General features: G+C 70.9%; 9 protein-coding genes. 4 read left to right on the top strand and 5 right to left on the bottom strand.

Features of this window, described 5'->3' with window-relative positions:
- Positions 1-24: 24 nt before the first annotated feature.
- Positions 25-351 (top strand): hypothetical protein, encoded by a 327-nt coding sequence (locus M8I34_RS21160; RefSeq protein WP_250051206.1) that lies wholly within the window; start codon positions 25-27, stop codon positions 349-351.
- Between the two features lie 126 nt (positions 352-477).
- Here the strand turns inward: M8I34_RS21160 and M8I34_RS21155 are convergent, their stop codons facing one another.
- From M8I34_RS21155 to M8I34_RS21140, 4 genes are all read right to left on the bottom strand, one after another.
- Positions 478-2,250 (bottom strand): M28 family peptidase, encoded by a 1,773-nt coding sequence (locus M8I34_RS21155; RefSeq protein ID WP_250051204.1) that lies wholly within the window; start codon positions 2,248-2,250, stop codon positions 478-480.
- Between the two features lie 354 nt (positions 2,251-2,604).
- A complete protein-coding gene (locus M8I34_RS21150; RefSeq protein WP_250051202.1) occupies positions 2,605-4,134 on the bottom strand; it encodes an aldehyde dehydrogenase family protein in 1,530 nt (509 codons plus the stop codon).
- Between the two features lie 46 nt (positions 4,135-4,180).
- Entirely contained in the window at positions 4,181-5,572 is a 1,392-nt protein-coding gene (locus M8I34_RS21145) for a VOC family protein (protein WP_250051200.1), read from the bottom strand.
- 25 nt (positions 5,573-5,597) lie between these two features.
- Positions 5,598-6,767 (bottom strand): FAD-binding oxidoreductase, encoded by a 1,170-nt coding sequence (locus M8I34_RS21140; RefSeq protein WP_250051198.1) that lies wholly within the window; start codon positions 6,765-6,767, stop codon positions 5,598-5,600.
- A 181-nt stretch (positions 6,768-6,948) separates the two neighbouring features.
- Between M8I34_RS21140 and M8I34_RS21135 the strand changes: the two genes are divergently transcribed.
- A complete protein-coding gene (locus tag M8I34_RS21135; RefSeq protein WP_250051196.1) occupies positions 6,949-7,905 on the top strand; it encodes a LysR family transcriptional regulator in 957 nt (318 codons plus the stop codon).
- A gap of 321 nt (positions 7,906-8,226) precedes the next feature.
- Positions 8,227-9,624: an amino acid permease gene (locus tag M8I34_RS21130; RefSeq protein ID WP_308372500.1), complete on the top strand. Its 1,398-nt coding sequence runs from the start codon at positions 8,227-8,229 to the stop codon at positions 9,622-9,624.
- Positions 9,625-9,701: 77 nt separating this feature from the next.
- Here M8I34_RS21130 and M8I34_RS21125 read toward each other — a convergent pair whose 3' ends face one another.
- Positions 9,702-10,616, bottom strand: a complete 915-nt coding sequence (locus M8I34_RS21125; RefSeq protein ID WP_250051192.1) for a LysR family transcriptional regulator — start codon at positions 10,614-10,616, stop codon at positions 9,702-9,704.
- A 186-nt stretch (positions 10,617-10,802) separates the two neighbouring features.
- On the opposite strand from M8I34_RS21125, the gene M8I34_RS21120 reads away from it, so the two are divergent.
- Positions 10,803-13,551 (top strand): FAD-binding and (Fe-S)-binding domain-containing protein (locus M8I34_RS21120; RefSeq protein ID WP_250051190.1); only part of this gene is annotated, 2,749 nt, incomplete at its 3' end.

The following is a 13,551-nucleotide window of genomic DNA, read 5'->3' as shown; positions in this document are numbered from 1 at the left end:
CCCCATGACAGGAGCCCCCGTCGTATGACCGAGACCCACCAGAACGCCCCGGCGGCGCCGGCCGTCTTTCGCGCGGAGGCCTTTGTCCGAAGCGGCCGCTGGCACCTCGAAGTCGCCAGCCTCGACAGCGAACCCGACACCGGCGACACCGAAGCCCTGCTCGTCACGCTGTGGCCCGTCGAGGACACACCCGACGGCAGCGGCTTCCCCGCCGCCTCCCTCGGCGAAAAGCTGCTCGACAACGGCTTCGCTCTCGCCGACCCCGGCCGGGGCACCGGCGGCTGGACGCCCACCGGCGACCGGGGCCGCTACGCCGCCTCGTGCTACGCGACGGACGAGGCGACCGCTTGACGCGTCGCCGGTTCCCCGGCCGCCGGAAGACATGACTCGCTCCCGTTACGGCCCTGTTCGCTGACCAGGGTCAAGGTGGCACCGGAGGGGCAAGCCGGGTGTTCCTTGCCCCTCCGGGCCCGTCGGTCAGCCGGTCTGGAGGGCCGCGTCGTCGATGACGAAGCTGGTCTGGAGGCTGCTGTCCTCGGCGGCGGCGAAGGTCACGGTGATCCGCTGTCCGATGTAGGGCGTCAGGTCCACGGTGCGCTGGGTGTAGCCGCTCGACGCGTCGGTGTTGGAGAGCGTCGTCAGGGTGGTGCTGCCCACCTTGACCTTGAAGGTGTCGTAGGCGACGCGGTCGGACTCGTCGGTGTCGATGTGCAGCCAGTAGGTCAAGGTGGCCTTGCTGCATCCGGCAGGCACGGTCACCGACTGACTGAGGGATTCGGTGGCGGAGCGGCCGTAGCCGCCGAGCCAGGCGAACCTGCTGCCGCCGTGGGCGGACTGGCCGGCGTGCGCGCCGATCGCCCCGGTGTCGCCCGTCCAGGGTGTGGTGCCGTTCTCGAATCCGCCGTTCGCCATCAGCTGTTGGGCGGTGCAGCCTCCGGCCCCCTTGACCGTGAGGGTGTAGGCCGTGGTGTGGCTGACGGCCCCGGTGCCGGTGACGGTGAGGGTGTAGGTGCCGGCCGCCGCGCCCGACGTCGTGGCGACCGTCATGGTGGAGCTGCTGCCCGAGGTCACGGAGGCGGGGCTGAAGGAGACGGTCACACCGGCCGGCGCGCCCGAGGCCGACAGCGCCACCGTCTGGGCGGACCCGCTGGTCGTCGCCGTGGAAATGGTGCTGGTGGCCGAGGCGCCCGGGTCGACGCTGCCGGCGGCGGGTCCGGCGGCCAGGGAGAAGTCGTTCGCCGGGGTGGTGCCGCCGACAGCGAGCTTCCACAGGGTGTAGGCGATGCCGTCGACGCTGCGGTTGAGTCCCGTGGCGTTGATGTTGCCGGTGGTGTCACAGGACTGGTGGTAGCAGGGATCGTAGGCACGGCTGGCAGTGCCGCCCCACTTGGCCGCCTGCGCCGAGGTCTTCCGGGCGCTGGCGCCCATCGCATATCCGGAGGTGGGGATGCCCGCCTGCTCGAAGGAGTAGTCGTCGGAGCGGCCGGCGCCCTCGGTGTTCTCCTCGGGCTGGAGATTGAGGGAGTCCCAGTACGCCTTCATCGGCTGGGCGGCGGTGGAGGTGAGGTGGTTGATGAAGTAGCCGCCGTTGGTGGAGGCGATCATGTCGAAGTTGTAGTACGCCTTGATCTTCGACCGCTCGGCGGAGGAGAGGGAACGGACGTAGAAGTCGGAGCCGTTGAGGCCCTGTTCCTCGTCCGTCCACCAGCCGAACCGGACGCGGGCCGCCATGGTGGGGTGCTGTTCGGCGAGGGCGAGCGCGGTCTCCAGCAGCGCGGCCGAGCCGGAGCCGTTGTCGTTGATGCCCGGTCCCGCCCCGACGCTGTCGAGGTGGGCGCCGAACATGTACACCTTGGTGGCGTCGCCCTGCGGCCATTCGGCGATCAGGTTGGGTCCGGCCCCGGAGGCGCAGCCGGAGGTGCAGGGTTGCTCGGTGACGGTGTAACCGGCCGCCTGTAGCTTGCTCTTGGCGTAGGCGACGGAGTCCCGGTAGCCCTGTCCGCTGGATTTGCGGGTGCCGCCGTTGCGGGTGGCGATGTTGTTCAGCTCGGTGAGATGCGCCTGGACCTTGGCCACGTCGATGTCCGGGGCATCGGCGGCCCGGTCGGCGGCCGATATCGCGGAGGCGGGCGGATGGGGTGGCGGGCTGGTCTCCGATGTGGCCACTGCCGTGGGGGCTACGGCCAGCAGGGCCGCTCCCATGGTGACGGCGACGGATACGCCGGCCACCGCGAGTCTTCGAAACACCATGGCTCCTTGAGGGGGTAGGGAGTACTACCGACGGAGGTTCTGGTGGAGCACCGGGCCACGGCAGCGTCTTCGTCCGGCCGGCTTCGGCAACGTGGGGGCAGTCTCTGCGCGGCGGGAGAACGGCATGTCCATGACTCAGGCCGCCGTACCATCACACCGCGGCACCCACCGCGTCAACGGATGTCCCGGCGCAACGCGGTATTTGTCGAAAAACGGCAGGTGGCGCCCGATATCCGGGCACGTACCGCGGCCGGCGGCGGCTTCGGACTCCCCCGGCCACGACGAACCCCCGCCCTGCGCACGGCAGGACGGGGGCGGTCGACGGGGCGGACGGGGCGGGTGCGCCGCCCGCGGCTACAGGAAGCTGACGTTCTGGGCGAGGGCGAGCCTGCTGGAGTAGTTGATGGTGTTGGTGGCGGAGCGCATGTAGGCGCGCCAGGCGTCGGAGCCCGACTCGCGGCCGCCCCCGGTCTCCTTCTCGCCGCCGAAGGCACCGCCGATCTCGGCGCCGGAGGTGCCGATGTTGACGTTGGCGATGCCGCAGTCCGACCCCTCCGCGGACAGGAAGAGCTCGGCTTCCTGCTGGTCGCGGGTGAAGATGCTGGACGAGAGGCCCTGCGGCACGTCGTTGTGCAGGGCGATGGCCTGTTCCAGGGTGTCGTAGGTCTGCACGTACAGGATGGGCGCGAAGGTCTCTTCGCGGACGACGTCGGTCTGTTCGTCGACGCGGACGATGACCGGCTCGACGTAAGCGGCCCGGGGTGCGGCGTCGGCGAGGCGCCGGTTGCCGCCTGCGAGGATCTTGCCGCCCTCGGCCTGTGCCCGGGTGAGGGCGTCCTGCATGGTGTCCAGGGCGGTGGTCAAGACGAGGGGCCCGACGAGGGTGGTCTCGTCGAAGGGGTCGCCGATCGGGAGCTTCTGGTAGGCGGCGGTCAGCCGTGCGATCAGGGTGTCGGCGATGTCCCGGTGGACGATGAGCCGGCGCAGGGTGGTGCAGCGCTGCCCCGCGGTGCCGGCCGCGGCGAAGACGATGCCCTGAACGGCGAGGTCGAGGTCGGCGGAGGGCGCGACGACGGCCGCGTTGTTGCCGCCGAGTTCGAGCAGGCTCCGTCCGAAACGGGCGGCGACGCGGGGGCCGACCTCGCGTCCCATGCGGGTGGAGCCGGTGGCGCTGATCAGCGCGATACGGGGATCGTCGACGAGCTTTTCACCGATGGCGCGGTCGCCCAGCAGCAGGCGGTGCACATCGCGGGGGGCGCCGACCTCTTCGGCCGCCCGGGCCAGCAGCCGGTCGCAGGCGAGCGAGATCAGCGAGGTGAGCTCGGAGGGCTTCCAGATCACGGTGTCGCCGCAGGCCAGGGCGACGGCGGTGTTCCATGACCACACCGCGGCGGGGAAGTTGAACGCGGAGATGACGCCGACCACGCCCAGGGGGTGCCAGGTCTCGGCGAGACGGTGGCCGGGGCGCTCGGAGGCGATGGTACGGCCGTAGAGCTGGCGGGAGAGGCCGACGGCGAAGTCGCAGATGTCGATCATTTCCTGGACCTCGCCGAGCGCCTCGGAGCGGATCTTTCCCGCTTCGATGGTGATGAGGTCGGCCAGCTCGTTCTTGTGGTCACGCAGCAACTCGCCCAGGCGGCGCACGAGTTCGCCGCGGCGGGGCGCCGGCGTGGTGCGCCAGGTGAGGAACGCCTCACGGGTGGCGGCGATGGCCTCCTCGGTGTCCTCGGCGGTGGCCGCGCGCAGACCGAAGAGGTCTTCGCCGGTGATGGGGCTGCGGGCGGAGAAGTCGCCCCCTTCCCGGACGGTGACGCCGACGGCGGCCAGGCTGATGCGGGCACGGGTGCGCAGGTCCTCGGTGGTGGGGAGGATGGTGCTGGTCATGGTGCTCCCTTGGGGTGTTGAGGGGTGCGGGTGGCGGTCGGGTGGGTCAGGCGGGTGCGGCGTCGAGTCCGAGTTCCCGGGCGACCTGCGCGAGGGAGCGGTTCTGCTGCTCCTCGTAGAGGTCGAAGGGGTCCAGGACGTCGCGGCCGAGGGCGTCGGAGAGCCATGCGCTGTCGTAGGCGGCGCCCTGCTGGTCCTGGTTCCTGGAGCCCTCGTCGTTGAGGTTGGACTGGAAGATGCCGGCCGCGGAGCGGGGCAGGAAGTCCTCGTAGACGAGGGGTTCGGCCCGGACCCAGCCCTGCTCCAGCAGGTCATGGAGCCCGGCGGGCGGCCGGCTCCCGTCGTGCGGGCGGTCGGGCGCGACGTGATAGGTGAAGTGCGCCAGACCTTGTACGGCGAGGGCCTGCTCGCTGTCGGGAAGCTCTTCCGCCCACAAGGAGCGGGCGAGTTCGGCCCGGTCGGCGTGCGGCAGGCGGGCGGCCTGCTCGTCGACGCGGGCGAGCAACCGGTCGTAGCGCGCCCGGCCCTCGCGGCTGAGGGCGATACCGCGCGCCTCGACCTCTCCGAAGCGCACCCGCAGGGCTCCGCTGATCACGTCGCCGTCCGGCGTGCGCAGGGCGCGGGGCTCGGCGAGCGCACGGAAGGAGGTCTGCCGCAGCAGGACGTCGGGGCCCTTCCAGCGGGGCGGTCCCTGAATGGTGTCGATCATCTCGATACCGCGCTCGGTCATGCGCCGGTAGAGCTCATCGATGTCCAGGACGCGCGGAGTGAGGTGGTTGATATGGGTGCTGCGCACGCCCCCGATGTCCGCGGCGACGGCGGAGACCCGTTCCAGGGTGGCGTACCACGCCTGGTCGACCGGCTCCGGGGAGAGTTCGAAGGCCTGCACGGCGAGTTGGAGGAACCGTTCGGCGTCCGCGTCGGGAAGTTCCCCGGCGGCTTCCGCGCGGTCGGCGAGGGCCAGCAGTTCCGGGGGGAAGAGCTGACGGCCGGCGAGGAAGTTCTCCAGGCGGGCCCGCAGGTCCGGGTCGAAGAACCGGGGGTCGGCGGGGGTGAGCATGGAGGTGAAGACGCGGAACGGGTTACGTGCCAGTTCCTCGCCGTCGACGGGGCGGAACGCGGTCGACACGACGGGTACGGCGCTGGCGGCGGCTTCGCGCAGATCGTAGAAGCCGACCGGGTGCATGCCCAGGGCGCCGAAGACGCGGGCGACCTGCCGGAGTTCCTCGGGAGTGCCGACGCGGATGGCTCCGTGCCGTTCCGCGGTCACCCGGCTGATGGACCCCAGGCGCTCGGCGTCGGCCCCCTGCGTCCGTAGCACGTCCTCGTTGACCTCGCGTGAGACCTCCACGAGCGTGGTGTAGGCGGGCACCTCCCGCCCGTACATGTCCGAGAGCCGCTGGGCGAATGCGGCGCGCAGTTGCCACTGGCTGATCATCGCGGGTCGTCCTTCCTTCGGGGGTTCACACCACATGGATTTCGGGGCGGGTCTGCACACCGGTCGTGAAGCGGTCGGCGCAGAACGGGGTGACATCGAGGAACGGGGTGCGCTCCAGGTGGATATCGCGCATGATCTCGCCGACGGCGGGGGCCTGGAGGAATCCATGGCCGGAAAACCCGGTGGCGTACAGGAAGTTGTGCGGCGCGCCGGCGCGTCCGATCAGTGCGTTGTGGTCCGGGGTGACCTCGTACAGTCCGGCCCAGCCGCTGGTGGTCTCCATGTCGGCGAGGGCGGGGGCCCGGCGCTGTACGGCGGCGCGGAACAGCGTGAGCCAGTCCGGTGTCCAGGTGGTGTCGAAGCCGTCGGCCTGGTCGGGGTCGGCGAGGCCGAACAGCAGTCCGTCGTCGCTGTTGTGGAAGTAGGCCGTCGAGGCGAAGTCGATGGTGAACGGGATGCGCGGGGCGGGCGGCGTGAGCGGCGCGGTGAAGGCGAGCTGGCGGCGGACCGGGCGCACCGGGAGGTGGACGCCCGCCATCGCGCCGAGCCGCTCGGACCAGGCGCCCGCGGCGCAGATGACCGTCGAGCAGGAGATCCGGCCGTGATCGGTGTGGACGGCCGTGACCCGGTCGCCGGTGGTGTCGAGGCCCGTGACGGTGGTGTGCGTGGCGAAGACGACTCCGGCCCGGGCTGCGGCGCGCGCATAGCCCTGGACCGCGAGTCCGGGCCGGGCGTGGCCGTCGGTCGGGGAGTAGGCGGCGGCCACCAGTCCGTCGGTGCTGAGGTAGGGGCACAGCTGGTGTGCCTCACGGGGGCCGATCATGCGGCTGGGGACGCCGAGGCTGTTCTGGATCCGGACGGCGGTCTCGAAATCCGCGGCCTGCTGATCGCTGCTGAGCGCGAAGAGATAGCCGACGCTGTCCAGCCGGATGTCGGCGCCGGGGCGCTGCCCGAACTCCTGCCAGGCGCGCAGACTCCGGCTGCCGAGTTCGATGTTGAGCGGGTCGGAGAACTGCGCCCGTACTCCGCCGATCGGCTTGCCGGAGCTGCCGCTGCCCAGCTCGCCGCGCTCGACGACGACGATGTTTCGCACCCCGGCCTCGGCCAGGTGGTACGCGATGCTGGTGCCCATCACACCGCCGCCGAGGATCACGACGTCGGCGGTCGGCGGCACGGTGCGGGACATGGAGGACATGGACAAGAGGCCGATCCCTTCCAGAGGCCGAAGCCCGCGCCGGGGCATCCGTCCGGCGCGTGGGCTGGGGCTGTCGGTGCATGGCAAGAAGCGCTGATCAGCTAGCTGCCCGTCATCGTGCAGCACCGCAACCGTTGACGTCTACGAACAGTTAGTGCGTCTGATCTATTACGATCTCTATATGGACTGGACGAGTGCCCAGCTGCGGTCCCTGGTGGAGCTGACCCGGCGCGGGACGATCACTGCGGCGGCACAGGCCCTTGGATACACGCCCGGCGGGGTCTCCCAGCAGATCGCCGCGCTGGAGAAGGCCGCGGGCATGGAGCTGTTGCGGCGGGTCGGGCGGCGGGTGGAGCTCACCGACGCCGGCCGGACGCTGGCGTGTCACGCCGAGCGGATCCTGTCGACGGAGGCGGAGGCCGTCGAGGCCCTGGAGCGCACCCGCCAGGAGATTTCCGGGGTGCTCCAGGTGGGGCTGTTCGCCACGGCGGCCGCCGAGCTCCTGCCACCGGCGCTACAGGAGGTGCGGCGGGTCCATCCCGGGCTGACGGTGCACAGCCGCGATATGGATGTGGACGAGGTGCACGACGCGGTCGCGTCCGGAGCGGTGGACCTGGCACTCGGCCTGGACTACCCGGACGTGCCCATTCCGCGCGAGCCCGCTCTCCAGGTGCGGCAGCTGTACCGCGAGCGGTTCGCGCTGGCGGTGCCCGCCGGATCGATGGACGGACGCGAGGTGGCCGGCCTGGCGGAGACGCAGGATCTGGGGTGGATCCTGCCGTCCGCCGACAGCTACTACGGCCGCGCGGTGCGCACCGCCTGCCGGCGAGCGGGCATCGAACCCCGGGTCCAGCACGAGGTGACCGATACCGCGGCCACGCTGGCACTCGTCGAGGCGGGTATCGGGGTGAGCACGGTGACCGACCTGATGCTCGGCCTGCGCGCGTCGCGCCTCGATGTCGTACGGCTGCGGGAGAAGGTCGAGCGGCACATCGTGGTGATGTGCCGTTCCTCCGTCGAGCACCGGCCCACGGTGGCGGCGCTGGTCGAGGTCCTGCGGGCGGTGTGCGGGGCCCGGCACGACACCCCCGCCCGGCCGCCGCGCTCGCTCAACAGGCCCGTCCCGCGGAGGAGTTGACCCGATCCGCTGAACAAGGTGCCCGTTACACGAGAGCCCGGCCTTCTCGCCCTGCGGGGCTCCGGCACCAGTACTGCTTGCCCTCAGCCACGCAAGTTGTCGCGCTGGGATCCCTTTTGCCGGGGAGGATCGTGAGTGATGGTTTCAGGCCAGTGGTGACCCACGCCACGACGGTGGCCCGTCGTGCCGCCGTTGCCTGACAGGGAGCGAGCGATGTCCCCCCATCACACCCCGAAATCTCCCCTCTCCGCGTTGCTGGGAAGAGGCCCCCAGGGAATTTTCAGGCGCACACTTCCCCATGAACAGCCCACCGATGCACGTATGGTGCGCACCCTCGGCCTCACCCAGCTGACGATGATCGGCATCGGCGCCATCATCGGGGCAGGCATTTTCAGCCTGGCCGCGGCCGTCGCCCGGGACGTCGCCGGCCCCGCCGTCCTCGTCTCGTTCCTCGTGGCCGGCGCCGCCTCGCTCTGTGCGGCCTTCGCCTATGCCGAGTTCGCCGGAATGGTGCCAAAGGCCGGCTCGTCCTACACCTACTGCGCCGCGGTTCTCGGGGAGATCGTGGGCTGGATCGTGGGCTGGGACCTGCTGCTGGAGTACACCGCCATCGTCGCCGTCGTGGCGATCGGGATGTCGGGCTATCTGGGATTTCTACTGGAGGCCGTCGGCATCCACCTGCCGGCCTGGGCGCTGGGCGCCCCCGGCACCGGAGCCGGCCACCGGGTCGATCTGCTCGCGGTGGCGATCTGTCTCGGCGTGGCCTGGCTGCTGAACCGCGGCACCCGCACCTCGGCCCGGGTGGAGACGGTGCTGACCGTCATCAAGATCGCCATCGTGCTGCTGGTGATCGTGGTCGGCTTCACCAAGGTCGACAGCGGCAATCTGCATCCCTTCGCGCCGTTCGGATTCGGCGGGGCCTTCACCGGGGCGGCGACCGTCTTCTTCGCCGTGTTCGGCTATGACGCGCTGAGCACGGCCGCCGAGGAATCGGTGGAGGCGCGGCGCAAGCTGCCGAAGGCGATGATGCTGTCGCTGGCGGTGTCCATGGTGCTGTACGTGCTGGTCTGCATCGTGCTCACCGGGATGCAGCACTACAGCAAGCTCAATCCGAACAGCGGCATCGCCAGCGCGTTCCAGAGCGTGGGGATGAGCGGGCTGGCCAATGTGATCGCCGTCGGCGCGGTCATCGGCATCGTCACCGTGACCTTCTCCTTCATGATGGGCGCGTCCCGCCTGTGGTACGCGCTCAGCCGCGACGGACTGATGCCCGCATGGTTCGGTGCCATCCACCCCCGGCGCAAGGTTCCGCACCGCGCCACCTGGCTGATCGGCATCGTCTCCGCCGTGCTGGCCGGTCTGCTGCCCATCAACGCGGTCGCCGAACTCACCAACATCGGCGTGCTTCTGGCGTTCGTGGTGGTCTCCGCTTCCGTGCTGCTGCTGCGCTACCGCAAGCCCCACCTCAAGCGCACCTTCCGCTGTCCGGGGATGCCGGTGGTGCCCGTCCTCGGCATGGCCTTCTCCGTCTGGCTGATGTCGTTCCTCCAGTGGGAGACCTGGGTGCGGCTGAGCGGCTGGCTGGTCGTGGGCCTGATCATCTACGCCGCGTACGGCTACCGCCGCACCCGCAAGGTCATGCCGGGAGGCTCGGTGGATCTCGACGCCCTGGACGACATGACCGAGTCCGACGAACCCGAGCCCGCCCCGGCCCGTTGAGAGGCGGTCGGCCGACGACGCCGGTGTGCCGCCGCTCCCCCGCCCCGGGAGCGGCGGTGCCCGCCGTCAGCCGGACCTCACTCGTCGTCCGCCGGGTGCAGATACGGCTCGCCGACGGGCACCGCCCCCCGCAGACAGCTGAGGACGGTGGGGAGCAGCGGGTTGCTGTTCTCGGTGCGGTGCAGCGCCATCACCCTGCGGTGTGCCGAGCGCTGGGTGACCCGGGTGGCCTCGATGCTCTCGCCGGGCACATGGCCGAGCGCCGGGACCACGGCCACGCCGAGGCCTGCCGACACCAGCTCCCGCACCACGTCGTAGTTGTTGCTGCGGAAGGCGACGGCGGCGTCGAATCCCGCGGCCGCGCAGAGGCGGACGAACGACCGGGCCCCGGCGGTGTCCTCCCGGCTGGTGATCCAGCGGGCCCGGGACAGCTGGGACAGCTGCGCGCTCAGGCCACTGTCGCGGGCCCTGAGCAGGACGAGGTCCTCGCTCAGCAGGTGATGGCGGGTCAGTCCGTCGGGCCACTGGCGGGGGCTGAGCCCGTACTCGTAGACGAGCGCGACATCGAGATCGCCGTGGCTGAGCGCGGTGATGAGCTCTTCGGGCTCGCCCTCCTCCAGCTGGATCTGTGCGCGGGGGTGGCTTTCGACGAGGGCGGACAGCGCGGCGGGCACCAGCCGGACGTCGGCGGTGGGAAAGCTGCCCAGCCGCAGTCGGCCGGTGACACCGGTGGCGAGCTCCTGCACCTGGTGGTCCAGATCGTCCATGGCCGCCAGTACGTGGGTACTGAGGTCGACCAGTCGGTGGGCGGCGGCCGTGGGACGGATCCCGTGCGCCTCCCGCTCGAACAGCACCAGCCCGGTCTCCTTCTCCAGGGCGGAGATCTGCTGCGAGATGGCGGAGGCGGTGTAGCCGAGGTCGCGGGCCGCCAGGGCGAACGAGGCGCTGTGGACGACGGCCTTCAGTGTGAGCAGATGCAGTGGCTTCAGCAACGCGGGCTCCCAAGAACGCGGGAGGCGAGCATAAACACCGGCCGCCCTTACTGGCGAGCATAAATTTTCCTTGCCCTCAAGCACGAATTCTTTCGTTCTGCTGGGTCTTGTTCCGTGCCCGCGGCGGCCCGCATCGTGGACGGGACCAGGCCGAAGGCGACCGGTGAGCACGAAGGAGCGAGCACGGTGACGACGACAGCGCAGGGCCTCGGTGGCCTCGACGCGGCAGCGGTGGCCGAGGCCCTCGACCAGGCGAACTGCGGCAAGGTCGCCGGCGACGCCGGTCACCGGGCTCAGTACGCGGCCGATGCCTCCAATTACCGCCATGTCCCGCTGGCCGTGGTCTTCCCCCGCGAGCGGCAGCACATCCTCAACGCGCTCGCCGTCTGCCGTCGCCTGGGAGTGCCGATCACCGCACGCGGAGCGGGCACCAGCACCTCCGGGCAGGCCCTCGGGTCGGGCGTGGTGCTCGACTTCTCCCGCTACTTCCACCGGCTGACCGCGCTGGATCCGCACGCCCGGACCGCAACCGTGCAGCCCGGCATCGTGCTGGACGAACTCCAGAAGGCCGCCGCCGAGCACGGCCTGCTGTTCGGCGCCGACCCCTCCACGCACAGCCGCTGCACCCTGGGCGGCATGATCGGCAACAACGCCTGCGGCTCGCACTCGCTCGCCTGGGGCCGCACCGCGGACAACATCGTGGAACTCGAAGTGGCCACCTACCGCGGCACGGTGGTCCGGCTCGGCGAGATGACCCAGGACGAGATCGACGAGGCCGTCGCCGCGGGAGACGACCGCGGTGAGCTGATCGCCTCCCTGCACCGTCTCGCCCAGCGCAATCTGGCGGCGCTGCGCACCAAGCTGGGGCAGTTCCCACGGCAGGTGTCGGGCTATGCGCTGGAACATCTGCTGCCGGAGCGGCGCTTCCACCTCGCCAAAGCCCTCGTCGGCAGCGAGGGCACACTGGCCGTCATCCTCTCGGCGACCGTCCGCCTCGTGGCGCCGCCGCCCGCGCGGGCCCTGGTCGTCCTCGGTTTCTCGGACGCCTGTGCCGCGGCCGACGCGGTCCCCGCGCTGCTCAAGCACGAGCTGCTGGCGCTGGAGGGACTCGACCACGCGCTGACCGACATCGTCACCCGTCCCGCCACCCGGGCCGCCATCGACAGCCTGCCGACCGCGCAGGCCTGGCTGTTCGCCGAACTGGGCGGTCCGGCGGACGCACTGCCCCAGCAGGCCGAGGCGCTGGTGGAGACCGCGCACCGGGCCGCGGGCTGCACCGGCAGCGAAGTCATCACCGATCCCGTACGGGCCCGTGGCCTGTGGCGGATCCGCGAGGACGGAGCGGGCCTGGCCACCAGGACGCCCGACGGTTCCGAAGCCTGGCCCGGATGGGAGGACGCGGCCGTCCCGCCCGACCAACTCGGCTCCTATCTGCGCCAGTTCACCGATCTGCTGCACCGCTATGAGCTACAGGGCGCCGTCTACGGGCACTTCGGCGAGGGCTGTCTGCACGTCCGCATCAACTTCGACTTCACCACCGAGCAGGGCACCGCCGTCTTCCGCGCCTTCCTCGCCGATGCCGCCCGGCTGGTCGCCGCCCACGGCGGTTCGCTGTCCGGCGAGCACGGCGACGGTCAGGCCCGCTCCGCGCTGCTGCCCCTGATGTACGGCCCCGAGATCATCGCCCTGTTCGAGGAGTTCAAGACCCTCTGGGACCCCGACAACGGCCTCAACCCCGGGATGATCGTGCAGCCGCTGCCCGTCGACGGCGACCTGCGCGTCAGCCCGCACCGCACTCCCCTGCCCCTGGCCACCGTCTTCCCCTTCCACGCCGACGACGGTGACTTCGCCAAGGCCACCCGCCGTTGTGTCGGTGTCGGCAAGTGCCGCTCCGCCGACCACCGCGGCGACGTGATGTGCCCCAGCTACCGGGTCACCCGGGACGAGAAGGACTCCACCCGCGGCCGGGCCCGGCTCCTGTACGAGATGACCCAGGGAGAGGTGATCACCGACGGCTGGCGTTCCACCGAGGTCCGCGACGCCCTCGATCTGTGCCTGTCGTGCAAGGGATGCAGCGCCGACTGTCCCGTCGGCGTGGACATGGCCACCTACAAGTCGGAGTTCCTCCACCACCACTACAAGGGACGCCTGCGGCCCGCCTCGCACTACACCATGGGCTGGCTGCCGCTGCTGTCCCGGCTGGCCGCCCGGGTTCCCGGCCTGGTCAACGCGCTCACCTCCTCCCGTCTGGCCCCGGCCCTCAAACGGCTGGGCGGCATCGCCGCGCAGCGCGACCTCCCCCGCTTCGCCGATCAGACCTTCCTGACCTGGTTCCGCCGCCGCACACCCGAGGGCGACGGGCGGCGCGGCCCGGTCCTGCTCTGGGTCGATTCCTTCAACAACCACTTCAGCCCCGACGTCCTCAAAGCCGGCGTGGCCGTACTGGAGCACGCCGGCTACCGGGTGCAGGTCCCCGACGGCACCCAGTGCTGCGGGCTCACCTGGATCACCACCGGCCAGCTCGGCATCGCCCGCCGCATCGCCCGGCGGACCACCGCCGCGCTGGCTCCCGCCGTCAGCGCCGGCATACCCGTCGTCGGACTGGAGCCGAGCTGCACCGCGGCCCTCAAGAGCGACCTCCCCGAACTCCTCGACGGCAACGACGACGCCCGCGCCCTCTCCCGGGCCACCCGCACCCTCGCCGAACTCCTCGTCCACCACACCCCCGGCTGGCAGCCCCCGCAGATCGAGGCCCGCTCGATCAGCCAGACCCACTGCCACCAGCACGCCACTTCCGGCTTCGGAGCCGACAGCACGCTGCTGGCCCGTATGGGCATCGACAACACCACGCTCGATTCCGGCTGTTGCGGGCTCGCCGGCAACTTCGGTTTTGAACGCGGCCACTACGACGTGTCGGTGGCCGCGGGCGAACAGG

Source organism: Streptomyces sp. MCA2, from assembly GCF_023544705.1.
Lineage (GTDB): Bacteria > Actinomycetota > Actinomycetes > Streptomycetales > Streptomycetaceae > Streptomyces > Streptomyces decoyicus.
The sequence above is the reverse complement of the archived record's forward strand: the minus strand, read 5'-3'. Positions and strand labels throughout refer to the sequence as shown.

Bases quoted from the DNA above. Each gene is read 5' to 3' on its own strand.
- M8I34_RS21160 (WP_250051206.1), top strand. From the start codon at position 25: ATGACCGAGACCCACCAGAACGCCCCGGCGGCGCCGGCCGTCTTTCGC.
- M8I34_RS21155 (WP_250051204.1), bottom strand. From the start codon at position 2,250: ATGGTGTTTCGAAGACTCGCGGTGGCCGGCGTATCCGTCGCCGTCACC.
- M8I34_RS21150 (WP_250051202.1), bottom strand. From the start codon at position 4,134: ATGACCAGCACCATCCTCCCCACCACCGAGGACCTGCGCACCCGTGCC.
- M8I34_RS21145 (WP_250051200.1), bottom strand. From the start codon at position 5,572: ATGATCAGCCAGTGGCAACTGCGCGCCGCATTCGCCCAGCGGCTCTCG.
- M8I34_RS21140 (WP_250051198.1), bottom strand. From the start codon at position 6,767: ATGTCCTCCATGTCCCGCACCGTGCCGCCGACCGCCGACGTCGTGATC.
- M8I34_RS21135 (WP_250051196.1), top strand. From the start codon at position 6,949: ATGGACTGGACGAGTGCCCAGCTGCGGTCCCTGGTGGAGCTGACCCGG.
- M8I34_RS21130 (WP_308372500.1), top strand. From the start codon at position 8,227: ATGGTGCGCACCCTCGGCCTCACCCAGCTGACGATGATCGGCATCGGC.